25 protein-coding genes and 1 pseudogene are annotated in these 25,897 nt (G+C 55.4%); 19 read left to right on the top strand and 7 right to left on the bottom strand.

Features of this window, described 5'->3' with window-relative positions; all coding sequences use genetic code 11:
* Positions 1–33 precede the first annotated feature (33 nt).
* From IE105_RS04375 to IE105_RS04360, 4 genes are all read left to right on the top strand, one after another.
* The gene (locus tag IE105_RS04375) at positions 34–438 is read left to right on the top strand and encodes a hypothetical protein (RefSeq protein WP_189495843.1); all 405 of its coding nucleotides are present in this window, start codon (positions 34–36) and stop codon (positions 436–438) included.
* A complete protein-coding gene (locus IE105_RS04370) occupies positions 431–646 on the top strand; it encodes a helix-turn-helix transcriptional regulator (protein ID WP_189495841.1) in 216 nt (71 codons plus the stop codon). The genes IE105_RS04375 and IE105_RS04370 overlap by 8 nt, the downstream gene beginning before the upstream one ends.
* 75 nt (positions 647–721) lie before the next feature.
* On the top strand, positions 722–2,194 hold the full coding sequence (locus tag IE105_RS04365) for a hypothetical protein (protein ID WP_189495839.1): 1,473 nt from the start codon (positions 722–724) through the stop codon (positions 2,192–2,194).
* 230 nt (positions 2,195–2,424) lie between these two features.
* Positions 2,425–2,892 carry a cysteine peptidase family C39 domain-containing protein gene (locus IE105_RS04360; RefSeq protein ID WP_189495837.1) on the top strand — a complete coding sequence of 156 codons (468 nt, stop codon included), beginning with the start codon at positions 2,425–2,427 and terminating at the stop codon, positions 2,890–2,892.
* A gap of 3 nt (positions 2,893–2,895) precedes the next feature.
* Here IE105_RS04360 and IE105_RS04355 read toward each other — a convergent pair whose 3' ends face one another.
* Positions 2,896–4,431, bottom strand: a complete 1,536-nt coding sequence (locus IE105_RS04355) for an AMP-binding protein (RefSeq protein ID WP_189495835.1) — start codon at positions 4,429–4,431, stop codon at positions 2,896–2,898.
* A 181-nt stretch (positions 4,432–4,612) separates the two neighbouring features.
* Here IE105_RS04355 and IE105_RS04350 point away from each other — a divergent pair, with 181 nt between their 5' ends.
* Positions 4,613–5,482: an IS1595 family transposase gene (locus IE105_RS04350; RefSeq protein WP_189495833.1), complete on the top strand. Its 870-nt coding sequence runs from the start codon at positions 4,613–4,615 to the stop codon at positions 5,480–5,482.
* A gap of 370 nt (positions 5,483–5,852) precedes the next feature.
* Here the strand turns inward: IE105_RS04350 and IE105_RS04345 are convergent, their stop codons facing one another.
* Both IE105_RS04345 and IE105_RS04340 read right to left on the bottom strand, forming a co-directional pair.
* Positions 5,853–6,512, bottom strand: coding sequence for a hypothetical protein (locus IE105_RS04345; RefSeq protein ID WP_189495831.1), 660 nt, complete (start codon positions 6,510–6,512; stop codon positions 5,853–5,855).
* Positions 6,487–6,732, bottom strand: coding sequence for a hypothetical protein (locus tag IE105_RS04340; RefSeq protein ID WP_189495829.1), 246 nt, complete (start codon positions 6,730–6,732; stop codon positions 6,487–6,489). The genes IE105_RS04345 and IE105_RS04340 overlap by 26 nt, the downstream gene beginning before the upstream one ends.
* Positions 6,733–6,812: 80 nt before the next feature.
* On the opposite strand from IE105_RS04340, the pseudogene IE105_RS04335 reads away from it, so the two are divergent.
* From IE105_RS04335 to IE105_RS04300, 8 genes and pseudogenes are all read left to right on the top strand, one after another.
* Positions 6,813–7,370, top strand: a pseudogene (locus tag IE105_RS04335) (magnesium chelatase subunit ChlI family protein); the annotation flags it as partial.
* A gap of 165 nt (positions 7,371–7,535) precedes the next feature.
* Entirely contained in the window at positions 7,536–8,750 is a 1,215-nt protein-coding gene (locus tag IE105_RS04330) for a response regulator (protein WP_189495825.1), read from the top strand.
* 65 nt (positions 8,751–8,815) lie between these two features.
* Positions 8,816–10,429 carry an AmpG family muropeptide MFS transporter gene (locus tag IE105_RS04325; RefSeq protein WP_189495824.1) on the top strand — a complete coding sequence of 538 codons (1,614 nt, stop codon included), beginning with the start codon at positions 8,816–8,818 and terminating at the stop codon, positions 10,427–10,429.
* A 38-nt stretch (positions 10,430–10,467) separates the two neighbouring features.
* Complete coding sequence (gene mutS, locus IE105_RS04320; protein ID WP_189496364.1) at positions 10,468–13,071, top strand: DNA mismatch repair protein MutS; 2,604 nt, start codon at positions 10,468–10,470, stop codon at positions 13,069–13,071.
* Positions 13,072–15,879, top strand: a complete 2,808-nt coding sequence (gene glnD / locus IE105_RS04315) for a [protein-PII] uridylyltransferase (protein WP_189495822.1) — start codon at positions 13,072–13,074, stop codon at positions 15,877–15,879.
* Between the two features lie 2 nt (positions 15,880–15,881).
* Complete coding sequence (gene murJ / locus IE105_RS04310) at positions 15,882–17,447, top strand: murein biosynthesis integral membrane protein MurJ (RefSeq protein WP_189495820.1); 1,566 nt, start codon at positions 15,882–15,884, stop codon at positions 17,445–17,447.
* Positions 17,444–18,502 carry a tryptophan--tRNA ligase gene (gene trpS / locus IE105_RS04305; RefSeq protein WP_189495818.1) on the top strand — a complete coding sequence of 353 codons (1,059 nt, stop codon included), beginning with the start codon at positions 17,444–17,446 and terminating at the stop codon, positions 18,500–18,502. Before murJ ends, trpS begins: the two co-directional genes overlap by 4 nt.
* Complete coding sequence (locus tag IE105_RS04300) at positions 18,499–18,963, top strand: copper chaperone PCu(A)C (RefSeq protein WP_189495816.1); 465 nt, start codon at positions 18,499–18,501, stop codon at positions 18,961–18,963. The genes trpS and IE105_RS04300 overlap by 4 nt, the downstream gene beginning before the upstream one ends.
* Here the strand turns inward: IE105_RS04300 and IE105_RS04295 are convergent.
* Both IE105_RS04295 and IE105_RS04290 read right to left on the bottom strand, forming a co-directional pair.
* Positions 18,960–19,880, bottom strand: a complete 921-nt coding sequence (locus IE105_RS04295; RefSeq protein WP_189495814.1) for a M48 family metalloprotease — start codon at positions 19,878–19,880, stop codon at positions 18,960–18,962. The genes IE105_RS04300 and IE105_RS04295 overlap by 4 nt on opposite strands.
* Positions 19,873–20,847, bottom strand: coding sequence for a M48 family metallopeptidase (locus IE105_RS04290; RefSeq protein WP_189495812.1), 975 nt, complete (start codon positions 20,845–20,847; stop codon positions 19,873–19,875). The genes IE105_RS04295 and IE105_RS04290 overlap by 8 nt, the downstream gene beginning before the upstream one ends.
* Positions 20,848–20,959: 112 nt before the next feature.
* On the opposite strand from IE105_RS04290, the gene IE105_RS15630 reads away from it, so the two are divergent.
* The 6 genes from IE105_RS15630 (at position 20,960) to IE105_RS04260 (ending at position 24,749) form a co-directional block, all read left to right on the top strand.
* Positions 20,960–21,538, top strand: coding sequence for a NifU family protein (locus IE105_RS15630; protein WP_189495810.1), 579 nt, complete (start codon positions 20,960–20,962; stop codon positions 21,536–21,538).
* A 6-nt stretch (positions 21,539–21,544) separates the two neighbouring features.
* On the top strand, positions 21,545–22,168 hold the full coding sequence (gene tsaB, locus IE105_RS04280) for a tRNA (adenosine(37)-N6)-threonylcarbamoyltransferase complex dimerization subunit type 1 TsaB (RefSeq protein ID WP_189495808.1): 624 nt from the start codon (positions 21,545–21,547) through the stop codon (positions 22,166–22,168).
* On the top strand, positions 22,165–22,593 hold the full coding sequence (locus tag IE105_RS04275) for a GNAT family N-acetyltransferase (RefSeq protein ID WP_189495806.1): 429 nt from the start codon (positions 22,165–22,167) through the stop codon (positions 22,591–22,593). Before tsaB ends, IE105_RS04275 begins: the two co-directional genes overlap by 4 nt.
* 40 nt (positions 22,594–22,633) lie before the next feature.
* Positions 22,634–23,437 carry a hypothetical protein gene (locus IE105_RS04270; protein WP_189495804.1) on the top strand — a complete coding sequence of 268 codons (804 nt, stop codon included), beginning with the start codon at positions 22,634–22,636 and terminating at the stop codon, positions 23,435–23,437.
* A 113-nt stretch (positions 23,438–23,550) separates the two neighbouring features.
* Entirely contained in the window at positions 23,551–23,967 is a 417-nt protein-coding gene (locus tag IE105_RS04265) for a Fur family transcriptional regulator (RefSeq protein WP_189495802.1), read from the top strand.
* Positions 23,968–23,969: 2 nt separating this feature from the next.
* Positions 23,970–24,749, top strand: coding sequence for a hypothetical protein (locus IE105_RS04260; protein WP_189495800.1), 780 nt, complete (start codon positions 23,970–23,972; stop codon positions 24,747–24,749).
* On the opposite strand, the gene IE105_RS04255 is transcribed toward IE105_RS04260, so the two are convergent.
* Both IE105_RS04255 and IE105_RS04250 read right to left on the bottom strand, forming a co-directional pair.
* Positions 24,746–25,459, bottom strand: coding sequence for a sulfotransferase-like domain-containing protein (locus IE105_RS04255; protein ID WP_189495798.1), 714 nt, complete (start codon positions 25,457–25,459; stop codon positions 24,746–24,748). The genes IE105_RS04260 and IE105_RS04255 overlap by 4 nt on opposite strands.
* The gene (locus IE105_RS04250) at positions 25,459–25,887 is read right to left on the bottom strand and encodes a hypothetical protein (protein WP_189495797.1); all 429 of its coding nucleotides are present in this window, start codon (positions 25,885–25,887) and stop codon (positions 25,459–25,461) included. Before IE105_RS04250 ends, IE105_RS04255 begins: the two co-directional genes overlap by 1 nt.
* Positions 25,888–25,897: the final 10 nt, after the last annotated feature.

Raw genomic sequence — 25,897 nt, 5'->3', positions numbered from 1 at the left:
TTACTAACTTAATCGAAAAGTGAGGAAATTATTATGTCCCAAGCTAAAATTCAAAAACGCTACAGACGCAACGTAATGGGCGCTGGCGCGGGCTATATAGGCGCAGTTTTTGGCGTATCGACGCAACTGGACGGCGACTCCCCTGTGACGGTGTTGAACGTGGGCTTAGCGCTCTTGCCCGGTCTGTTTATTGTGGGAATGGTCTACGCCATGTGGGTGTATATTCGCGATGTTGACGAAGCCGCGCGGCATTTTCTCGTCAAGGCCATGATGAGCGCCCTGTTCGTGACGTTGGCGCTCTCTGGTGTGTGGGGCTTGGCGGAATTATTCCTCGATAACTTGCCGAAACTGCCCGTATTTTTTGTCTTCCCCATCGTAATGGGCATGTTTGGCGTGTTTACGGCCTTTGGTCCTGCGCGAGGGATGGGCTGTGCATAATCGGCTTAAGGAACTCCGCGCCCATCACGGCTGGTCACAAGCTGTGCTGGGCGAACAGTTGGATATTTCGCGGCAGAGCGTGAACGCGATTGAGACCGGTCGGTATGATCCATCGCTTCCGCTCGCGTTCAAAATCGCGCGGCTTTTCGGAGAACCGATCGAGGCGATCTTTGATGATGGCGGCGCAGCATCGAAGGCGGCGGAGTAAGGCTGTTCTTATCTCGCTTCTGCTAAGCGGCGCGAAGGCTTTACCCGTCGCGCCGTACGACTTAACGTCGCGCGCATGAACGCTCTTGATCATCTCCCCGTTATTATTGGTGCCGGACAAGATAGCCGTCCCGTCCCGGATAATCTTGACACCGCCTTTGGTCCCGCTGATCTGGCCGGAGCCGCGCTGAGCCGTGCGTTTGAAGATGCTGGGATCGCGCCGCAAACGCTCGACGTCTGTTTCGGCGTTCGCCTCTTCGGCGATAGCGGCCCGACGTTTCCCAACCCGTTTGGCGGACCGAATAATTTTCCGGCGAGTGTGTGTGCGCGGGCCGGATCGAGCGCAGCGCGCTATACTTATGATCACGTTGGCGGTCAGACACCACAAACGCTGGTCGCGGAAGCGGCGCAATTGCTATTGGACGGCACCGCTGAAACCGTCGCGATTGTCGGGGCCGAGGCCATCGCCAATATCAAAGCGGCGGGCCGTGCGGGGGCTAAACCTGATTGGAATGAGGTTCGCGATGAGCCGCTCAATGATCGCGGCGCCTATGGCCCCGGTGGCTTCATGGTGCATATGCAGGCGATTTCTCACCGCATTGCGGCGCCGATCTATTATTACGGATTAATGGAATCTGCGCGTCGGGCCGCAATGGGCGAGACAAAAGCAGCCTATCGCGATCGCATGGCGTTGATTTGGGGTGAATTCGCCCAATTGGCGGCCAGTAATCCTTATGCCGCCGTTCGGACGGCCTTATCCGGGGCAGAGATTGTCACACCCGGTCCCGGCAACCCGATGATCGCGAGTCCCTATACCAAGGCGATGGTGGCCCGTGATGGCGTCAATCAAGGCGCGGCCATCATTGTAACGACTTACGCGAAAGCCAAACAACTGGGCGTGAGCGACGTGACGTTTTTGCACGGTCATGATAGTTGCACGGAACCGTCACCGCTGGAACGGGCCCGTCTTGACCGAGCCGAGGCGCAACGGCGCGTGTTAGAGAGTACTGGCCGTGACGCGGATATGTATGACCTTTATTCCTGCTTCCCGATTGTGCCGATGGAAGCCAAACGCATTCTCGAATTGGGCGGAAAGACGCCTCTGACTTTGACAGGGGGGTTGCCCTTCTTTGGCGGCCCGGGAAATAATTACTCCCTGCACGCGATCGCTGAAGCCCATGCCCGTGTGCGCGGAACGGATAAAACGGCCGTCGTCTATGCGAATGGCGGATTGGCCTCGAAACATGCGGTCGGACGCTATTCGGGTGTTGCTCCCGACACGGTGAGCATACGCAAGAGTCCGGATCCAAAACCCGCGAAAATCGTTGAGACGACCGCTGACCCTTCCGGATTGATCATTGCCTATACGGTCGAATATCGCCGGGGTGAGCCGACCGGGGTTATTATTATGGCCGAGTCCAAGGCGGGCGCGCGTTTCTATGCGCGGGCCGGAATTGAGCTGGCCGGAGCGTTTATACAGGGCGATCCGGTTGGACAACCGATCCAAACAAAAACGCAGTCCGCTCAGAACATGCTAACTGGCATTTAACCTGCATAGGTTAGCCTGTGATCATGATGAAACCGGGCTTTATATTTGCGACTATCACTTTGCTGGCAGGGTGCGGCAGCATGCCTGAGTATGGGCAGTACCCGTCGCACCCCCCTCAATCGTCGATGACGGCGTCCCGATCTGGCGCGCCGGCCCGAATGCCATCCTTCATAACGCCGATTCCCGACCGGCGACAGAATTTGAATCAATCGCCCATATTGACGGATCGCGTGACCTATTCGCAGAAAGACCCGCGTTGGGGTCAGGATACGTTGGGCCGTCAGGGCGGCAGTCTCGCGCGCGAAGGCTGTGTTTTGACATCTGCCGCCATGGCGATGACCAACTTGGGGTATGATATTGATCCGGGAGAGCTCAATCGCCGACTGACGCGCTCAGACAATCTCACGACGTCAGGTCTGCTCAAATGGAAGGGGATTGCGGATGTGTCCGGCGGCGCGGTCAAAGCGACCTTTTATGAGACAGTCAGTGAGCCGTTGATCCAGTCTTGCCTCGTTAAAGGCGATTACCCGCTGGTTCGGTTCTATCTGCCCAATGGTCGCTCACATTGGGCGATGATTTTGGGTCGATCCGAAAATGGCTATCATATGCGCGACCCGTTGCGCGTATCGAACCAGCCTTTGATCTTCCCGCGCGACAGCTCTGCTTTTAAATCTCTGCGCTGCATTGGTCGCGGGTAAGACTTAGTCGAGCAAAACCCGCTTGAGCAGCTTTCCGCTCTCCGTCCGGGGTAGCGAGGTCACAAATTCAATCTCGCGCGGCGCTTTTACAGGGCTGATCCGGGCGCGGGCAAACGCCATAAGCTCTGCGTCCAACCCGGCTGTTTCGACCCCGTCGATGGTTTGAATGAAGGCTTTGACCCGTTCTCCCATCAGGTCGCAGGGCACACCGAGCACGGCTGCATCCAGCACAGACGGGTGTTCGAGCAGGATATTCTCCGTCTCTTGCGGATAGATATTCACCCCGCCAGAAATAATCATATTTGCTTTGCGGTCTGTCAGAAATAAATAGCCTTCGGCGTTCATATGACCAATATCGCCGAGGGTGGACCACCCCTCACGCGTCGGATGGTAGGCGCCTTTGGTTTTTGCGGCATCGCCGTGATATTCAAATTTACTCTCGCCTTCAAAATAGACGGTTCCGGTCTCAAGCGGGCCCAAAATTTCGCCAGTCTCAGCATCGCAAATTCTCACCGTGCCATAGACGGCGCGCCCGACCGATCCGGGATTGGCGAGCCATTCGCTCGCTGTCAGATGGGTCAAACCGTTGCCTTCTGATCCGCCATAATATTCCGAAATAATCGGCCCAAGCCAATCGATCATGGCGAGTTTCACATGCACCGGGCAGGGCGCGGCGGCGTGGATGACCATGGTGAGGGAGGTTGAATCATAGCGCGTTCGCAAATCCAGGGGCTGTTTGAGCAAGCGCACAAACATGGTTGGCACGACTTGGGTATGGGTGATGGCGTGGGCTTCGATGGCTTTTAAGAACGTCTCTTCGCGAAACTTGTCCATCACAAACACATGTCCACCGAGCCGATGCACGCCTAAGCAATAAACCAGCGGAGCAGCATGATAGAGCGGCGCCGGGGAGAGGTATCGTGTCGTTCCGGAAAATCCGAACAGGGCGGCGAACAGCGGGATGACGGCGCTCGGGGCTTCGACCGCATCGTCGGGCAATGAGACCTTCACGCCTTTGGGCCGTCCGGTTGTCCCAGAACTGTACAGCATATGAAAGCCCGCGCTTTCATCCGGGATCGGGGTTTCGGGGAAGTCCGCCGCGAAGGCATCAAAGTCGGGTAGCCCTTCCACCTCATAGTCGGACCAAAAGATCATGCCGTCCAATTGTCCGTCCCGCTGTAGGGCTGAAACCACGTCGCGGGATTGTCCGACAGCTCCGTCCGTAATTAGCAGCTTGGAGCCTGAATCGCGGATGATATAATCGGTTTCATCATAGGATAAATGGGTCGCGACGGGACAGATCAACAAACCCGCTCGTTGTGCTGCCCAATAAATCGGCATGAAAGACAGGCTGTTCTTTTTCCAGACGGCGAAACGGTCGCCCCGGTTTAGGCCGAGCGCGCGCAGCGCATGGGCGTAGCGGTTAGATAGCGCGTCCAGTTCGGCGTAGGTCAGACTCGCTGTAACCTCCCCGTTCGCGTTCAACATAGACAAGGCAAGGGCGTCCGGTGTCTCTCTCGCGAACTGTCTTGGATGCATGATGTTCTCCCCTATTAAGAGTGTGTGCGGCCCTGATTGGGCTTCGGCAAGCCCCTGCGCCTTGTCATCAGAGATGTGGAAGCGTTTGGCGAAATATACATAAAGTTCTTGATTTGTTCTTTGTGTTCTGGTTGGTATTTATCCCCTAGACGTACGTGAATAAGTATGCCATATACTGGGCATGAAACAGACCGTCAGAGATTTTTTTAAGCAATTCCCAGATGATGACGCTTGCTTGGCTCACCTGTTCGCTGTCCGTTATGGCCAAGACCATGTTTGCCCAAAATGCGAGACGTCTAAAGGTTGGTATCGCCTGACGAATGTGAAGGCGTTTTCTTGCCAGTCTTGTGGCCACCATATCCACCCAATGGCCGGAACCATCTATGAGGGTTCATCAACACCTTTGCAGCTTTGGTTCTATGCAATGTTTCTGTTTACTAAGTCGCGCAACGGCGTGTCTGGTAGGGAATTACAGCGCCAGCTTGGTGTGACTTACAAGACGGCTTGGCGCATCGGTCACAAAATCCGCGAGCATATGGCCCGCGTTGACGGTGATGACCCTCTAGGCGGCGCTGGTAAGACCGTTCAGGTCGATGAGACGTTTATCGGCGGATATGAAAAAGGCGCTTACGGAGGCAAGGGCAAGGCTATCGTTCTGGGCATGATGGAGAACGGCGGCGATGTAATGACTAGGGTCATCCCTGACCGCAAAGAGTTCACCATGTTTCCCCATATCGCGGCTAACGTCGCAATCGGCACTGAAATTCACACTGACGAGCATGGCGGTTACTCATCGCTTGGTGATGAGCCAGCTTACACGCATAAAACTGTCAATCACCGCAAAGATGAGTACGTGGGAACGTCAGGCCAAACGACCAATTCAATCGAAGGCTTCTTTATGCACCTTAAGCGGACCATCAAAGGGACGCACATTTGGGTCAGCAAAAAGCACCTTCACAAATACACGGGCGAAGCCGAGTTTATTTACAATCGCCGGAACGCCCCTGAAACCATTCTGACTGATCTTCTTTACGGTTACCCAAAGGGATAGCGGACGCGTCTATATAGCGCCGCACGGCTTCCTTGTCGGCCTCTAGCGGCTCATGCTCGCTTATGAAGGCCTCAAGGGTCCCGTCATTCAGGGCTTGCTTAAGAGTGGTCTTGGCGTTCGGCATATATCTATCCTGTCGTAGACTGTTTTACCCGTTTTGACCGATTCCATCTGTTCAGCTAAGACGACACATTGGAGATCAATCGTGATTTTGTACAAAGGCAAATATAAGAGGTTAGTCAGCTTTACGCTAAGTATTTCGAGTATCGTCATTTTGCTTACCATCGCGAAGACATTAGCCCCGAACACAACATATTTTTTAACCCCTATCGCATTTGTTTCGATATGTGGGTTTCTTATAGTGTCGTCGTTATTCCGAAGCAGGTCCCTCAAGCGTTACTTTCGTAACTTCAGTGGTCGCTGAAACAATCACCCACTCACCATTTTCACGGCGCTCCTTATAGCTGACATTGACCTTCATCTTAATGTTGGTGCGCAAATTTTCATTCACCCTACCTTCAGTCAAGGATTTCACAAAATCGTCATCGCGCATCTTAGCATAGAATGATTTTCCAGTGTTCACATCAAGGAAGCGCCACTTTCTATCCTCAGAGCTAAGATTCGGACTCTCTAGCACGACATCAGCCAGACGCTCGCTAGTTCTCTCCAAAGCGTCATCTTCAGGCTCCCATAGCCCACTTCTCTCTGCAAACTCAGAGCTTGGGACCAAAACAAACGGCATTTCATCGGGTGATTTACAAATTCCAACGCCGCTTACAGCGGGATCGTTACTTATGGCCTTGAAGAACCGTTTGTTTGAAGCCTTCAACTCTTCTGATTCAGATATTATCTCTAGAATTTCATCGAGTTTAAGGCGATCCTCGTCACTTAGCTCTACTTTCGGATCGGACGGAAACCAAAACCTATAAGTTGGCCCTGCGGTTGTGATGAGAAATATAGCGATTCCCAAAGCTAATCTTTTTAGCCTAAAAAATTCCTCCTCTTCACGAGACTTCAGTTTGTTTTTCACCCCAGTGCAAAAGAGAATTAAGCTTCAAACTCGACTCATCAGCGTCAATAAGTTTTACTTTTATCTCAGCGGTCGGCTCGATCATTTTAGCCGCGTGTCTAAGCGATCTTACCCACTCAATAGCAGCATGAGATATGACCTCTAAATCTGCATTGCGGCCTTCATGGAGGCTAAAATAAAGACTTAACGTGTTGCTTTCTAGCGCTTGTAATTCTTCCAATTTCAACCCCTTTGCCACTAATTCCCATTGCCGCTTAAGGGTTTGTGAGTCAACTACGTACGTCTAGGGGATAAATACCTTTTCAATTGGTCGCGGCGATGAACCCGTGTCGGTGCGGTACGGCGGGCGCGGACGGGATTGCCTGCCGCCGGGGTGTTCGCTGTGCCGCCGATTATCAGGCGCGTGTGTCGGGTCCATTCATGGACCGTATTGATATTCAAATTGATGTGCCGGCCGTCACGCCGGCCGATCTGGCTTTGCCCCCGTCCACGGAAGGCACGACAGAGGTCGCGGCACGGGTTGCGAGGGCGCGCGACATTCAGATGGACCGTAACGCCGGCATGACCAATGCGGAGTTACCGCAAGATCGGCTTGATCATGTGGCTGAACCGGATGCGGACGGACGTCGGCTGCTCATTCAGGCCGCGGAAACACTAGGCTTAACGGCGCGGGGTTATCACCGCACCTTGCGGGTCGCGCGAACGCTCGCGGACCTGACGGGCTCTGATCGGGTGCATCGCCTGCATATTGCGGAAGCTCTGTCCCATCGTCGCGTTTGCCACGGGGCAAAAGGAGCTGGGGCAACAGGAATAGGCGTCTCGGGTCAACGGACCGCTCGCAATCCGTTTTACCGTTGAATGGCTGAGGGGTGGATCGGCCTATAACGGCGTAAAAACAGCGAAACTTTCTCTTTGCATGAACCGCAGTTTATTTGTCGCGGTAAGATGAAATTAAGGTTGTTTTGTCACTTAGAACGAACAGTTCATGTCTATTCTTATGAATATGGACTGCCGAGGAGTGTAATGACCCGATCGCCGGATGACATTTTTGCCGCTCAATTCTGGGCTTGGCCTGATCCCGCGCTAAAGCGTGATCCGCACGGTCGTGTAATTTTTGTCAACGCAGCCTTCCTTCAAATGTTTGGTGGCAGCGTTGAGGCTTGGCAAGGTCAAGTCATTCAAGGGTGGTCAGCCCCCCAACCCGGCCCGCAACCTTACCGCTTTGAAATTCGAACTCCTTCAGCGGAAGGATATCCTGAGCAAGTTTATGATTGGCTTGAGTCCTGTGGGGCTGACGGCAATGGTTTTGCGCTCGCGCGCAATGTGACCGCTATTGTGGAGGCACAGGTTGCCGCCCCTGCGCCCGCTCAATCCCAACCTCCTCAATCCTATGCCGCTGAAGCGCCGCAGGTTGAAACGCCGCAATCCGCCGCTCCGGCCCCGTCGCCTCAACCTGTCCCGGATATTGATCTGTCTAGTTACGTCGCGGCGGCCAGTGCTGCGCCTGAAGTGGCCCCGGCCCCGGAACCCATTGTCGCCGCGCCTCCTGCGGCTCCTTTTGCAGCGGCCCCTTTGGCAGTCGCTCCTGAAGTTGAAATTGTCGCTGCACCACCCCTATCGGCCCCAGCGGCACAACCCTCGGCGACCCTTCTTGAGGTCAACCCCCATGACACATACGCGCAATCCGCCCCTGAACGAGATTTTGAACGCCGGGCTCTGCCGCTTGAAAATGAAGATGCTGTCTTGGGCAATAATTGGCGCGACGCCGTGATCGCGAAGGCGATCGGCGGCGGCAGCGACGAGAGCGATTATGCGTCAGCTGACCAAGGCACCGCCACGACCGATGGGGCGATCCGTATTCTGTTGGCCGAAGATAATGCCATTAACGCGCTGCTGACTCGCACCTTGCTCGAAGCCGACGGTCATTCGGTCGACACAGTCGAAGATGGTGTGCTGGCCGTTGAAGCGATGAAGACCCAAGATTATGATATGATCTTCATGGATATGCGCATGCCGAATATGGATGGGCTCGAAGCAACCCGAAAAATTCGAGCGCTATCCAATGTGTCCAAGGATCTGCCAATTGTCGCATTGACCGCCAATGCGTTTGATGATGACCGCAATGCGTGTTTTGACTCCGGCATGAATGATTTCATGACCAAGCCTGTGAGCGCCGAAGAGCTATCTGAAATGGTCGTCCGCTGGACGACAGAACGCGAACAGCGGCTCGCGGGCTAACAAAAACTAATTTGCTGACCGCATCTTCGCTTGTCCGCACCGCTTGGACGGGGCAAGCCGCATAAATGAGCGCCCCCCAAACTCCAACCAAGCCGGCAAAGCTTGGTCTGTCCGCGACGATGTCGCAAATCGCGCGATCACCGCGAAACCTGGCCATGCTATTCTTAGGGGCGAGTGCGGGCTTGCCGATCATGCTGGTCTATCAGGTCTTGTCGATCTGGATGCGCGAAGCGGATGTCTCCCGCTCGACTATCGGGTTTTTCGTCTGGGTCGGTTTTGCCTATAGTCTTAAATTTCTGTGGGCGCCCCTTGTCGATCGGGTCCGTATCCCCGGATTTTCTCATTGGCTTGGAAATCGTCGCGGCTGGACCCTGTTTGCGATCCTCGGAACTGCCATGGCCATGTGGGGGATGAGCTTTCAAGATCCGGCCGTTGATTTGTCAACGATTGCCGTCTGCGCCGTTTTAATCGCATTTGCCTCTGCCACACTTGATATCTGTGTCGATGCGTGGCGCGTTGATAATGCCTCAAATGCGGATCAGGCGATGGTCAGTGCGATCTATCAGCTTGGCTATCGATTTGGGATGATTGCGGCCGTGACGGGAGGGCTTTTTATTGCTGACCTCGGCGGGTTTCAAATGACCTATCTCGTCTTAGGCGGATTGGCTGTGCTGGGCGGATCAACACCGCTTTGGGCACCAGATTTATCGATCACGCGCGAGCAAGATGTCAATCCTGTGGTCGCTTTGATATTAGGGCTCGGAACGCTCGCGGTCATTGCCGTTTTGCTGTGGTTAGGTTTGATGGACGGCGGATGGTTGCGGACGGTCATTGGCTGGATTGGCGGCGCGCTCAGCATGTTGCCTAAACGCCTGGCTGGCGGACTGTTCATCCTTGTTCTTGCCTCACCCTTTCTGATCGCTCTTTGGTTTGTGAGCCGTCGGGGTCGCGCGCAGCTTCAGACAGGCACGGTTTATGCTGTCCCCATTTTGGGCGATTTTGCAGATCTGGTTCGGCGAACGGGTGCTTGGGCTCTGGTCGTTCTCGCGATTATTGTGACCTATCGAATTTCTGACACAACGATGGGGGTGATGGCCGGGCCGCTCTATATTGATCTTGGTTATGACAAGTCCGTTATCGGAACTGTCAAAGGCGCATTTGGGATATCGGTTCTTATCTTTGGCGCTTTTTTGGGCGGTCTCTCTGCTGTGCGGTATGGTATGGGTCGATCCATGGTGATTGGGGCGGTACTGACAATTTTGACCAATCTGGCCTTTGCTTGGCTGGCTCAGGTTGAAACCCCTCTCGCTGCTTATTTGTTCGTGACGATCGGGGCGGATAATATTGCCGCAGGATTTGCCGGGTCAATTTTCATCGCGTTCATGAGTATCTTGGCGAATAAAGCCATGAGCGCGACGCAATATGCGCTTTATAGTTCCCTATTCGCATTCTTCGGGAAATCCTTGGCGGGTTTCTCCGGCGTGTTAGCAGATTCTGTGGGCTATCAGAGCTTCTTCGTTATTACGGCTGTGTTCGGAATACCGGCGTTGATCTTGTCGATCTGGATTTGGTTGAGTGGGTTTATTGACGGGATCGATGAAAGTTCGACGCCTAAAGCAGGGCCGTTTGTGGATACTCCGATGCGCCCGTCTTTATTGCCATCAGTTGATGGGTCATAAAGACAATTGTGAGCACCACCCCCTCCAAACCCACACCCATGATGGTGCAATATTTGGCCATCAAAGACGGGGTCGGATCTGATGCGCTCCTATTTTACCGCATGGGTGATTTTTATGAGCTGTTTTTTGACGATGCCGTGAAAGCGGCGGCGGCGCTCGACATTGCGTTGACGAAACGCGGGACCCATGCGGGCGAGCCGATCCCTATGTGTGGGGTCCCGGCCCATGCGAGCGAGGCCTATCTCGCGCGATTGATTAAATTGGGCTTTCGTGTGGCTGTGTGCGAGCAGACGGAAAACCCCGCTGAGGCCAAGAAACGCGGGGCAAAATCCGTCGTCCGGCGCGAAGTGGTGCGATTGGTTACGCCGGGGACATTGTCCGAAGACACCCTGCTTGATGCACGTGATGCCAATATTCTCGCGGCTGTTGTGACAGGTTTGAGCGGCGATGCGGCGCTGGCGTGGGCGGATGTATCGGACGGGAGTTTTCAGACTTGCGCGCTCGCGCCGGATGACTTGTTGGCCGAAGTCATGGCCTTGCGCCCTTCAGAGCTGTTGATCCCTGAAACGCTCTATGCGGATTGGGCCGATCAAGGCCTGACGCTGACGCCGCTTGCGCCAACAAAATTTGATCGGCGGGCCGCAGAGCGTTTACTGGGCGATCGTTTTGATGTCGCCTCGCTCGACGGATTTGGTGATTTTTCGCCCGAAGAAATCCGCGCAGCTGGGGCTTTGATTGATTATGTCGAGCTGACCCAAGCGGGCGACCGGGTGGCCTTGGCGCCGCCACGACGTACGATGCGCTCGGGCTGGTTGTCGATTGATAGTGCCACCCGCGCGAGCCTCGAAATTGATCGTACACTGCAGGGCAAACGCAAAGGCAGCTTACTGTCCGTCATCGACCGCACGGTCACGGGGCCGGGTGCGCGGCTCTTGGGGTCTCGCTTGTCGCGTCCTTTAATGGATGTGACGGCCATCCGCGCCCGCTTGGACGCCGTCTCGCAGTTACATGATGAAGCGGACTGGCGCGGGGCGTTATTAAGTCAGTTGAAAGCCACAGGTGACGCGGCGCGCGGACTGTCCCGGTTACAGCTGGGACGCGGCGGACCGCGCGATTTGATCACGATCCGGGCTGCAATTGCGGCGGGAGAGGCGATCAATGCCGATCTGGCGCAACGACCCAATATCAAACCCGAAGCCGAATTAGACGCGCACCTCCGGGCCTTATCCTTGGTGGATAAATCCGAACTCGCGCAACTCGCGCGCAACTTGACCAAGGCGCTGGTTGAAGATCCCCCGATGCAGGCGCGCGATGGAGGGTTGATCGCGACCGGTTGGTCGCCGGAAATTGATCGACTGCGATCACTGCGAGATGAAACCCGCCGCTCAGTCGCGGCGTTGCAGGGGAAATATGCTGTCGCCACAGGCGTGACCGCGATCAAGATCAAACATAATAATGTGCTGGGTTACTTTATCGAGGTTAGCCCCAAACACGCCGATACGATGTTGGGACGCGACGATTTTATTCATCGTCAGACGTTGGTGTCTGGCGTCCGATTTACGACGACAGAATTGTCCGCGTTGGACCGCGAAATCTCGGGCGCGGCCGATAAAGTACAAGGGTTAGAGCTGGCCGAATTTGAACAGTTCCGCGAAACCGTGTCCGCGCTTGCCGCTCCGATCCGCCATATTGCCAATGCGTTGGCCGCGTTGGATGTTTACGCGGGTTTAGCGCTATGGGCGTTGGAAAGCGGCGCGACCAAGCCTGTGATTGATGACAGTGTTGCCTTAGAGATTGATGCGGGACGTCACCCCGTGGTCGAAGCGGCCTTGGCGCGCGGGTCTGCAACCCGGTTCACGCCCAATGATACACGGCTTGACGGCGCGGGTATTGATTGCCCGCGACTGGCCTTGATCACAGGCCCGAATATGGCCGGGAAATCGACTTATTTACGCCAAACGGCCCTTATAGTTCTGTTGGCGCAGGCTGGGTCATTCGTGCCGGCTCGGCGTGCGCGTATCGGGTTGGTAGACCGTTTGTTTAGCCGCGTCGGGGCGTCTGATGATCTCTCGCGGGGACGGTCAACCTTTATGGTTGAAATGATTGAAACGGCGGCAATTTTGAACCAATCGACAGACCGCAGTTTTGTTATCTTGGACGAAATCGGTCGCGGCACGGCGACTTTTGATGGATTGTCGATTGCGTGGGCAGCGGTCGAACATTTGCATGCGATAAATAAAAGTCGCGCCTTATTCGCGACGCACTATCATGAATTAACCGAGCTCGTATCGTCACTGGATGGCGCGAAAAACCTGTCATTACGGGCGCGGGAATATGAGGGGGAGTTGATCTTCTTACATGACGTCAAAGACGGGGCTGCGGACCGATCCTATGGGATTCAAGTCGCCAAACTAGCTGGACTCCCGCCGGTCGCCGTTGCACGCGCGACGGCTGTTCTAGAGCGCTTAGAAGCAGAAGGCACGGATCTCGGCATTGCCGACCTCCCTTTATTTTCGACCACACCGCCCGTACAAAAACCGCAACCCAGTGCCGTTGAAGAGGCGCTAAAAGCGGTTAACCCCGATGCCTTAAGCCCGCGTGATGCGCTCGACTTGATCTATGCATTGAAAGATAAAATTTAGATGGCTCGCAAACTTCTGACAATTCCTGAGCGGAGCGACGCGCCGGCGACGGACATTGATAGTCATGCGTTACGGGCCCGACTGAGCGCAGCGGCAAAACAAGGAAATGGCCGGACGGACGCGCTAAAAATTCTCTCAGAGGCCTTGGCAGAGGCCATGGGCCTTGTTCGCAAACGGTTTGATCATGGTCGTCTCGACGGGTTGGAAACGGCGCGCGTTATTGCCGCGATCCATGATGAAATCGTCATGGCGATTTGGGATTATGCGACCGAACATGAGGTGCAAGCCGCGAACCCGACTGAGTCCGAACGCATCGCGCTCTGCGCGGTTGGCGGATATGGGCGGGCGGAAATGGCGCCTTTCTCTGATCTCGATCTACTCTTTCTAACTAATGATAAGAAAATGTCCGCCTATGTTGAACGGCTAACGGAATTTGTGCTCTATATGCTGTGGGACTTGGGCCTGAAGGTGGGTCATTCTGTTCGCACGGTTGATCAATCAATCAAGCTGGCCAAAGAAGACCAGACTATTTTGACGGCGCTGCTCGACCTGCGGTTTGTGCGTGGCGATGAGGTGCTCGCATCTGAGCTTTACACGCGGTTTCGACGGGAGATCACCAAGGGCTCCGGCCGGGCTTATATTGCCGGAAAGCTCGCGGAACGGGACGATCGCCATGAACGCGAAGGGAATACACGCTACGTCATTGAGCCGAATATTAAAGAAGGCAAAGGCGGCTTGCGTGATCTGCACGTGCTTTATTGGATTGCGCGGTTCCTTGATCGGGAAGGGCAGCTGGTCGACCCACAACAGGCCGATGACTATGTCGGCATGGGGTTGTTTGACCAGCAGGCGGCAACTCGCTTTCGTCGCGCCGCAGATTTCCTGTGGCGCGCCCGCCACAATCTTCACTGGATGAGTGGCCGTCCGGTTGAATCGCTTTCATTTGATAAACAAGTCGAGCTGTGTCGCCTGATGGGCCACGCATCCGGCCCTGTCGAAGTCGCGGTTGAACGCTTCATGCGCGAATATTTTACCAATGCGAAAGAAGTCGGCGCATTGACCCGAATTGCTTGTGCGAAATTAGAAGAACGCCGCGCGATCAAAATACCCAATCTATATCGATTATTGCCTGGGTCACGGCGTGATCTGAAAAACCCGAACCTGACGCTCACCACCGGACGATTAAATTTCAGAGATCCGCTGGAAATAAAAAATGACCCCAGCGTTATTTTGCAATTATTTGAGACGGCAGGGCGACGCAATTTGGATGTTCATCCAGACGCGCTGTCAGCCATCGACTTTCGGCGAAATTTAATCGACTCTGATTTTCGGCGTGACCCGGGCAATGCCGCTTTGTTTTTGCGCGTGCTCGATACAGCGAAGGCCCCGGCGGCGACCTTGCGCATCATGAACGAAGCGGGCGTTCTGGGCCGTTATATGCCGGAATTTGGCGGTATCGTCGCGCGCACCCAATTCAACATGCATCATGCCTATACGGTTGATGAGCATACGTTGCGATTGGTGGATGAGGCCGATAATCTGATTAAAGGCCGCCACACGGACGATATGCCGACACCCAGCGATGTGGCGATGGCCCTGAACAGACAGGAACGCCGTATTTTGATGCTGACATGTCTTTTGCACGACACGGGCAAAGGGCACGGCGATCAATGTATTGAAGGGGCGCAGCTGACGCGCCGGGCTTGTCGTCGCTTAGGCCAACCGCGCGAAGTGACGGATACGGCCTCATGGCTCGTCCGGTCCCACCTTCAAATGAGTGAAACCGCGCAGCGGCGGGATATTTCTGACCCGGAAACAATTGCTGATTTTGCTGCTCTGGTGGGCAGTCATTCGCGTTTGCGTTTGCTTTATGTCCTGACCGTCTGTGATATCCGCTCTGTCGGGCCGGGGGTTTGGAATGATTGGAAAGGGACTTTGTTAAAATCCCTGTTCATGACAACCGGCGACTATCTTGATGGGCGCGATGATTTGGATTTGCCGTCACGCGCGATGTCTTTGCGCGAACAATTGTTGGAACGTTTGCCCGTCGACAAGGCCGATACCATTGCCCCCTTTTTGGATCGTCTTGGAACCAGCTATTGGATTTCGTTTGAGATGGCGGATTTTGCGCGGCACGCGCGCTTTATCTGTAAGGTCTCGGACGGATCGGACAATATTGTGGACGCGGTCCATACCCGCGTGAACAGACCTCATGATGCGACCGAGCTTTGGGTTATGTGCGAGGACCGCAAGGGGCTGTTTGCCGATATAGCCCGCGTCATCGCCTCTTGCGGGGCGTCCGTTACGGGCGCGCGATTGCATACGGGCCCCATTGGCACAGACGGTAAGGCACAAGTGCTTAATGTCTTTTATCTGCAGAACGCCGACTATAAGGCATTCGGATCACGCAATGAGACAGCCCGCACGATGCTCGCGAAGCGCGCTGAAGCGGTCTTGAGCGGTGATACGCCGATCCCCGCCATCCCAACCGGGCTCGGCTCGCGCCGTGCCGAGGCGATTCCGGTAAAACCCGTCGTCCGTTTCTCCGATGCGGCCTCGGGTAATACGACAATTATCGAGGTCGAAGGCCGGGATCGTCCGGGGCTTTTATCGGCCATCGCCGCCGTTTTGCGCGATCATGATTTAGAGGTTCTCTCCGCCCATATCGAGGGCGTAGGTGAAAAGGCCATCGATGCCTTTTATGTTCGCAGGCAGGGCGGCACAGGGGTGATCCCTGAGCGATTGCGTAAACGTGTCCGGGCAGACTTGCGCGCCGTCTTGGATGACGCCGAAGAGATGGAGACCTAAGGGTGCGCTTACTGCGCTCCACCGCAACGATTGCCGGACTGACGCTCGTCAGTCGGGTGCTGGGTTTGATCCGCGACGTGATGATTGCCCGCTATCTCGGCGCGGGCGTGGTCTCAGACGCATTTTTCACGGCGTTTAAACTGCCCAATGTGTTTCGACGGATGTTTGCCGAGGGCGCGTTTAATGCGGCCTTTGTGCCGCTATACGCCAAGCGCATCGAACAGGACGGTGATGACGCGGCGGACGGGTTTGCCAGCGAAGCTGCCGCCGCTTTGATCTCCACGGTCGCGCTGATTGTCATCCTGTTTGAGCTGACGATGCCGATCTCGCTTAATATTATCGGCTTTGGCCTCGAGCGTGCGGTTAATGAAAATGGCATTTCGGCCTATTATTTGGCCGTTCTTTATGCGCTCGTGACGATGCCCTATTTACTCTTTATGTCGGTGACGGCTTTGTTCTCCGGTGTATTGAACACGCGCAATAAATTCGCGCTCGCGGCAGGCGTGCCGATCCTGCTCAACCTCTTTATGATCACCGCACTTTTCATCACGCCGCGCTATGGCTTCGGGCAGCGGGAGATCGGTTTGGCGCTGACAGTCGCGATTACGCTGTCCGGCATCGCCCAAGCCGCCGCGGTTGTCTGGGGCGCGCGCCGGGCCGGAATGACGCTGCATTTCAAGCGGCCCCGCTTGACACCGGGCGTCAAACGGTTGGTGATCTTGGGAGTCCCCGGCATTATTAGCGCCGGCATTACGCAAATTAATTTGCTCGTCAGCCATATGATCGCGACGTTTCAAGATAGCGCCGCAAGTTGGCTCACCTATGCGGATCGTCTGTATCAGTTGCCGCTCGGCATGATCGGAATCGCCATGGGTGTCGCCTTACTGCCCGCTTTATCGCGCTCTTTGCGGGCGGGTGACGGTGTCTCTGCCATGAGCACGATGAACCGCGCCATTGAGCTGTCTATGTTATTCACGCTGCCGGCTGCGGTGGCCTTATTTATTGTCCCGGATATTTTGATTGCCGGATTATTTGAACGCGGTGAGTTTACTGCGCAGACGACAGAGCAAGTGGCCAAGGCGCTTAAATTCTTTGCGCTGGGTCTTCCGGCGTTTGTGCTCATCAAAGTTTTGACCCCCGCCTTTTTCGCCCGGGAAGATACGCGTACGCCGATGGTCTGGGCCGGCGTCTCGGCGTTCATCAATATCTCACTCGGATATACTTTGTTTCGCACGATTGGCTTTGAAGGGCTGGCTCTGGCGACGTCGGTCGCGGCGTGGACCAATGTTGTCGGCTTGAGTCTCCTGCTGACCCGCAGCCGTCACCTCGTCACAGATATGCGGCTCCGCAAACGTTTGCCCCGCATTGCCCTTGCGGCCGCGATTATGGGGGCGGCACTCTATGCGGTGCGGGGGTATGTCCCCAATCTTGGCGAAACCGGGTTTATGGTCGATGCGTTTGCTCTTACGGCGCTTACAGGCGCGGGCGGAGCAGTGTTCGGCCTTGCCGCCGCGAGCTTACGCGCCTATGGCATCGCCGACGTAAAAGAGGCCTTTAATCGCTCATGAGCACAAACGATAATTCTACTAAAAATTACCAAGGTCCAGATCGGGTCTTTTCCGGTGTGCAGCCGACGGGTTCGCTGCATCTCGGCAATTATCTCGGCGCGCTCAAGAAATTCGCCGCATTGCAGCATGAGCATGAGTGTTTGTTCTGTATTGTCGATCTGCATGCCCTCACCATGCCGCAAGAACACGGCAAACTGGCCGGTCAAACCCGGCATATTGCGGCGGCGTTTTTAGCCGCCGGGGTACAGCCGGACAAAGCGCTCGTTTATGCGCAATCCGCGATTCCGGCCCATACAGAACTGGCCTGGTATTTTAACTGTGTCGCCCGGATGGGGTGGGTGCAGCGTATGACGCAGTTCAAGGATAAGTCCGGCAAAAACGCCGAGGCGGCCAGCGTTGGATTGTTTACATATCCGGCGCTGATGGCGGCCGACATTTTAGCCTATAAAGCAACCCACGTACCTGTCGGTGACGATCAGAAACAACATTTGGAACTGGCGCGTGATATTGCCGCGAAATTTAATCACGATTTCGGTGAACCTGCGGGCGAACCGAACTTTTTCCCGCTGCCTGAACCGCTGATTGATGGGCCAGGCGCGCGGGTGATGAGTTTGCGAGACGGGACCAAAAAAATGTCTAAGTCCGATCCGTCTGATGCGTCGCGCATCAATCTGACGGATGATCCAGACACAATCGCCAAAAAAATTCGTAAGGCCAAAACCGATACGGGTTCTGTGCCCGGATCGGTCGAAGAACTGGCGGGTCGGCCTGAGATCGCTAATCTCGTCGGGATTTATTCTGCGCTGTCCGATACCACGGACGCAGAAGTTCTGGCGCAGCATGCGGGATCGCAATTTGGTCCGTTCAAAAATGCACTCGCCGATGTCACTGTCGAAGCGATGCGGCCGGTGTCCGACCTGATGCGGCGTTACTTGGCGGACCCGGATGAGCTGGACCGGATTATGTCGCGATCCGCGGATGCTGCACGCGCAATTTCAGAACCTGTTATGGTGGATGTCCGACGTATTATCGGCATTCACGGAAGTGCGGCATGAAACATTTGCTGATCGCAACGACGGCCGCGCTTTTTCTGGCGGCTTGTTCTGATGTCTCGACAGTCTCAGAGACAGATAATTCTGTTTCAGACGCGGCAACGCCGTCTGTGCTGATTTCAGACGGATATATCATCGCGCCGCTCAAAGGCCGCGATGTTGCGGCAGGCTATTTCATGGCTGAAAATCAGGGCGCAGCGATCAGTCTCGTGTCCGCCTCAACCCCTGTCGCGGCAACGGTCGAAATGCACACACACAGCATGGCCGATGGCGTGATGAAAATGCGCAAAGTAGATACGGTCGACTTGCCCGAAGAAAGCTCTGTCGCTTTTGAGCCGGGTAGCTATCATTTGATGATGTTCGGCTTTGCCCGCGCTGAAGGTCAAACCGAGACTCCTGTGACAATCATGCTGAGCACAGGCGAAGAAATTACCGTCACACTGCCGATCCGCGAACGCGGCTAATCGCCGGAGGCGTCCCGCTCGCGCGAAGCGTCGGACAGTGGTCTGAATCCCGCGGGGCCATTATTGAGCGTCGCTAACGCCCCTTCCAGATTTCTCAGACGAATTTCGAGCGGCGGATGGGTTGCGCTCATAGCTTGGCTATCGCGATGGGCGTCGACGCCCATTTCCCAGGCAGCGACTGTACCATCGATGTCATAGTCCGCATTGCGCATTAGGGTCAGCGCATCCGCATCTGCTTGCAGCTCAGCATTCCAATGTAAGCCATACTGATGATGGCCACGCAGAACATGTGCCATTTCATGCGCGATGATGAGGGCGAGCGCCGCATCATCGCCGACCTGCTCAACCAGCGCCGAGGAGAGTTCAATCTCGCGCCCATCGGTTGAGGCGTTGAGGCGATCTGAGTTGATCACAAAGGCTGGTGCAACACAGGCGAGGTCGGATTGTAAGCGAATGGGAACCGCGCCGTCTCCGTTATCGACCATCAAGGGTTGATCGGCTTGAAAGGGCCAGCCGGAGACGATTTCTTCTCCGGCGCGCAGTCTGGCTCGGTCAGCCGGGGAGCCCGGCACGACGGAGCGGATGAAACGACCGTCTTCGTCGAGCGCCATGAAATGCAATGCGAGTGCGCGCAGGCTGGGGGGATAATCATCGAGCTGATGGGTCAAGAGGCCGACATCATGGCGCGTCACATCGCAGAGCGGCGAATTGGCGACACGTAATCGGCGGCTGATCCGGGCGACCCGCTCTGACATGGCTTGATGTCGGGCAACGACAACGGCGAATTCTGCGTAGCGATCCATTGCCGGCGTCGTCTCTGGGATTGAGACCGCCATATCTGGATCGGCCGCCGCGTCCGAGCAGGCGGCGAGGATAAGGGCGCAAAGTCCCACAAAACAAGGCCAGCGCCTACTCATCCGCATCATCTTTATAATTTGGGACGAGCGGTTCGCCCGCGGCTTGCTTGGCGAGAACTTCCTCACGGGCTGCGGCGATACGAAGATAGCGGGCTGGGAATGTCGGATGGGTTTTTGCGCGATTGACTGACCGCGGATCGACGTCGGCGAGGCGACGCCAGAACGCTTCCACATCGTCCGGATTAAACCCGGCGCGCACCATGTAATAAAGCCCGACATAATCGGATTCTAATTCAAACGGTCGGGTGTAGCGCGTTGCAAATCCTGATAGGATCAGATTGCCAACAACTTTCCGTATATGACCCATTGTATTATGGGCCAGTTCATGCCCCAAAATTAGGGCGAGTTCGTCATCACTCTCCGTAAAGTCCATCATGCCCGTCGTGACCGTGATATTGCGGCCATTGGCAAAGGCATTGATGGCGGAGCTTGGACGTAAGCGTAGGCGCGATCGACAGATTGTGTTCGGCGTGACGCTCAGCGTCATTTCGCGCGCGGCGCGTTGGATCGTCAGCGGGACTGTTGGGGCCTCAAGAGCCTCTTGCAAACTGTCGGGTCCGACAGGGTTACCGTCGATGAGAAAAACATCGCCCGATTTAATCCCAGCGCGGGCGGCCGGACTATTCGGGGCCACAAGAAAGACACTTGGCGTATCCGTTGCTCCGAGTTCCCTGCGGGCGGCGATGCGCAATTCACGCGGATAATTTTCTTCCGTGTGAATTACCACCCCGATGTCGCGGCGGGTCTTGGGGCAGAGCCCTGCATTGGCGTGCAAGATTTGCCGCCCAACCCTGAGTAATCGCGCCGAATAGTCGGTTTGCGTGGCAAGCGCTGTGTTCTCTTGCACAATCGATTCGGCGCGCAGAGCACGTTCGCTAATATTGGGCAGGCGCGTAGCCGTGCTGGCGCAGCCGACCAGAAGGCTCGACGTGAGGAGTGCGAAGGTGATGAGACGGGGGAAGCTCATCTGTTCACCATGCCGAATGCGGCGGCACGGTCAATGCGCCGCCTGTATTTGGCTCCTATCAACTCTCCGTCAGCCACTTGCGACTTGGGCTTTAGACCGCCACATAGAGATCATGTTTATTCAAACCGAAGATACGCCAAATCCGGCGACCTTGAAATTCCTTCCGGGCCGCGATGTCGCTGGGCCGGGGGCAACGCCCGTTGAGTTTACACGCGGGGCAGACGTGTCAGGTGCGCCCTTGGCCGAGATGTTGTTCATGATCCCGGATTTGACGCGCTTGATGTTTGGTAGCGATTTTATTTCCGTGACCAAATCGGATGACGCGCAGTGGAAGCACCTGCGACCCGCCGTGCTCGGCGCGATCATGGATTTCTTTGTCGCTGGCGGCACACCGCTGCTCGAACAGTTGCAAGCGGGCGAGGTTGATGAGCGAGTCTATGAAGGCGAGACGGCGGAAATCGTCGAGCAGATCAAAGAATTGATTGAACTGCGGGTTCGTCCGGCCGTGGCGCAAGATGGCGGCGACATCGTCTTCCGTCATTTTGATGATAAGGACGGCACCGTATTTTTAGAAATGCGCGGGGCCTGTGCGGGTTGCCCGTCCTCGACCATGACCCTCAAGCACGGGATCGAAAACCTGCTCAAACATTATGTGCCCGAAGTGAACAGCGTCGAACAGGCGGTCGCCTAAAAACCTATGGTCGTCCTCGGCCTTGATACGACCGGTGCGGATTGCTCCGCTTGCGTCGTGCGCGACGAGACCGTGTTGGCCTACCTCTCAGAGCCAATTGGGCGCGGTCATGCCGAACGGCTGGCGCCGATGGTTGTGGAGGTGCTGCGCGAGGCCGGTGTAACGCCGGAGGATATTGACCGGATTGCCGTGTGTACGGGTCCGGGCAGCTTTACCGGACTGCGGGTCGCGCTCTCTTTTGCCAAAGGATTTGCGCTGCCGCGCCGAACGCCCGTAGTCGGTATCGACGCGCTTGCCGCGACTTATCTGTCCAGCGATCTTTCTCCTGCACATGCGATGGTTTGGACCGATGTGAAGCGAGGTCAGATCATGTTCGGTACTTATTCTGGCGCGGGCCCACTTATTAAGGGCGAGCCTAAAACGGGAACGCGTGAGGACATGAGAAAAGACGCCGAACCGTATCAGTTTGATGTTCTGGAGGCTTTGTCTGTTGATGTCCGTGTGATTGCAAAAGCTGTTGCAACGATGCCTGCTGATCATTTGACAAGCTATCCCGCCAATCCCCTCTACGCCCGCGCGCCCGACGCGAAGCTCCCCGGCGGTATCACGCCGCCCGCGCAACCCGCGTGACACCCCGTCTCCTCACGCCAGACGATGCTGAGGTGATGGCCGTCATTCACGCCGCCTGTTTTGATAAACCGTGGCCCGCGCTCGACATGACTGTGCATGTTGCCCGTGATCTCTGCTTAGGGATTGGCGCGCCATTAATGAGCTTTGCGATCCTGCGCCGTTCGGACATTGACGCGGAAATCCTCACAGTTGCCACCGATCCTCGTAAACGCGGACAGGGTTTGGCCGGGCGAGTGTTGCGCACCGCGGAGGCGCAATTCCGTGTCGCCGGATTGCGCAACATCTTCCTCGAGGTGGCGGAAGATAATGTGTCTGCGCGCACGCTTTACAAACGCTTGGGGTTTGTCCCCATCGGCCGCCGCCCCGGTTACTATGCGCGGCCGCAGGGTCGGATCGCGGCGATTACTTACTCGTTAGAGTTATAAATATATTGTCTTTGCTACTTTTAATTGCCACATAAACTTTATGAATTGGACTGCTATTTTAATTGCAGCCGTTTGTGGCGGAGCTTTTGCGGGTAGCGGTGTTCTGCTGGCGAATTGGCTTGGGCGGCCTCAGTTCCGGTCCGCCATAGTGGCAGTCGCAACCGTCATTGGCATCGGTGTGGCGTCGCAAATCAATGACCGTCTTCCGGTAAAAATGAATATAGACGCGTTTTCATTGTCTGACTTGGCTGACGAAGTGCCTTTTTACCGTGTTTTGATCGACAGAGACCCGGCGTCCGCCCTGATATTGGAAACGGGTTTGAAAGACGATTTTCAAAGTGGAAATTTCACGATCAATGAAATCACAGATCGGACGCGAAACCGCCTAGGCGTCATTTTAACCAACAAAACGATTGTTGCGCCTGCGAGCCTTCAGCGTGAATATGCTGATATTGCGATCGAGATGTTCGAACATTTTAAACGGACGAAACCTAATTTATGTCGGAAAATGGCAATGGGGGAGCCCATTGGTGATCTGAGCCCTTATCTGCCACAGAGTTATGCCGAGACAGAAGGGGCGATGATGGTGCGCGTCATTGAAACGCCGTCTGTCGTTGGGGCCAGCGGTGATGTGGTTCGCGGCAAAGGAATTGCTGGGGACGTATTTGTTGCATGGGCTGACACGGCAGAGGTCGACATGCAATCACCCAATTTTTCGGAGACTTTATCAGATATTCAGTGGTGCGACATAAGCCTCGCCTTGAGTTATGCGAAGCTATCGGCATCAGATCAGGATAGGCGTGATTTATTTGCATTCGAAGCCGACACCGCAAATCCCTCTTAGTGATATTTTCAAGGTTTTGCGTCTCTGCTTCGACGATTACCTACTCACTAAATTTAAAAACTGAGCGCCCGCCGCCGCTGGACGCCACGCTTTAACGCGGCTAGAGTGAGTCCATGCCAAATACTGAAACCTGGGTTGAAAAGAAATGTGTCGAGCGCGGGTTGCGCCTGACAGAACAACGGCGCGTGATCGCGAAAGTCTTGTCAAACGCGGAAGACCACCCCGACGCCGAAGAGCTTTACGCGCGCGCGTCTCGGATTGACCCAAAGATCAGTTTAGCCACTGTTTACCGGACTGTGCGCCTCTTTGCGGACTCCGGCATCATCGAAATGCATGATTTTCGGGACGGTCGCGCGCGCTACGAGACAGCGGATGCGGAGCATCATGACCACTTAATTGATGTGCATTCGGGCGAAGTGATCGAATTTGTCGATGACGAAATCGAAGCGCTTCAGCACCGAATCGCTGAGAAGCTCGGCTATGAACTCGTCGACCATCGGCTCGAACTTTACGGTCGCAAAAAGAAATAACGATGTTTGGCCGTAAGTTGGTCGATACCGATATTGCCGACTGGCAGTTTGAACAATTTGAATGGCTAATCGATAATTTCTCGTCCGGTCCGGGTTTGCCAGACGGGGCGTTATGGCAACCTATTCCTGAGCACTTCCCCAAAGCGCAAGGTGATTTAGGCGTTCATCTCTTCGAAATCGTTTGTCGCCAATGCGGGCTTGATCCGGCGACCTTTGATTTAGTCGCGGCAGACCCGATCAAAAGTCAAAGCTTGGGCGGCCTTGCTCTGACGCACCCCACAGTGGCGGCGCCTGCGGCAACCTACCAAGTTGAAGCGGACGGTGACGCCGATTTCCGCGAAGTCATTCACTATGACGCGACCCAAACGCCGCTGGATTTTGTCGCGACATTTGCGCATGAGCTGTCGCATTCAGTTTTCTATCGGGCCTATGCGCCTTGGCCGGGCGATATGGCGCTTCATGAACTTTTCACTGATTTGACGGCGATTTATCTTGGCTACGGAATTTTCCTTGCCAATACGCGTTTCAGTTTTGCGGGCTTTAGTGGGACGGGTGTTCAGGGCTGGCAGGTCGGTGGGGCCGGGTATTTGCCCGAAGCGGATATGATTTTCGCTCTCGCTTTGTTTATGCGCGTAAAGGGTGTTCCGGAAGAGGCCGCCCGCGATCATTTAAAGCCTAAACTCGCCAAAATGCTTCGAACTGCAATGCGTCAATTGGATCGGGATAAGGCCCGTGTTGACTCTCTGCGCGCGCGGGTGCCGGCCCATGCGGGCAAGACTTAGAGACGTCTTAAGACTTGATAATCCTCTAAGCACGCCGCGAAGGTTTCCGCATGTTCCGGCGCAACATCCGGCAAGGCCCCGGGCGCATCGGCGAAGCCAAATGACTTATATACGCTATCGTACCAATAGGGTCCCCACGGGCCGTCTTCAGGGCGGGGGCCGTCGTGCCATTTGAGCATCGTCCGGCTGAACGGAATATTATATCCATCCTCACAGATGGTCCGTAGGGCCACACGGGGGCGGGCGAGAATATCGTCGCTATCCATAACCAGCGGGGCCCGACCTGTGATGTCGGACAGCTCCGTATGCAGTGTCCGAAGTCGCGCATAGCCGAGATCATTAGCGGTGAATTCAGGACGCCCTCTGGCATAGGACGCAATTACGCGCGCCGGGTGACGCAGCAATAAAACGTGGCGCGCCTGCGCCGTCCACGCCATTGGCATTCCGGCAATCATATGATGCGCCATATGTTTTTGAAAATGGTAGCGCGTCCCGACAGGCGCGAGGATACGCTCAACAATGCGCTCCGGATCGGTTTCACAGGCCGCGAGCGTCTCGGCGCGTCCCGGATGCGCGAGCCCCGTTTGATCTAAATAAGCCGCGAAAAACGGCTCATCCCAGCAGGTGATATCCGACTGCGACCCAAAACTCCGCATCATCGCCGTCGAAATATTGCGCGGCCCGGACCACAGGCAGAGTATCTTAGACATTAGGCAAGCGCTTTTTTTAGGTTGATTGTGACATCTTGGACCCCGGGGTTAGCCCAGACGGAATCCGTCATCATGAATTTTAGGCTGTTCGTATGTTTGACGTGTACTCCACGGACCGCCACGACATTTCTAGGGACGAGGGCTGCTCGCAATATATTGTAATCGTCATCGAATAGTACCACCGTTAACCAGTCGAAACCCTCCCCATCAAAATCTCGGATGGCTGATAATTGGCGTGAAGCGTTTCTTCTATGAACTCGTCTTCCTTTGATCTGGTAGCGATATCCCTTTGTATCCGTGGCATCGTAGCTTTTCATCGAATTGGGCGCTTGGACCCAATTGAAAGCTTTGCAGAATAAAAATTCAGCCAAATCACCCGTCGGATTATTAGCAGAGCGGATGACGGCGCGCTCGCGAAGCTCTTCCATGATTTTGACA

It is taken from the genome of Algimonas arctica (genome assembly GCF_014652695.1).
Lineage (GTDB): Bacteria > Pseudomonadota > Alphaproteobacteria > Caulobacterales > Maricaulaceae > Litorimonas > Litorimonas arctica.
This window is presented reverse-complemented; position numbering and strand designations above follow the sequence as displayed.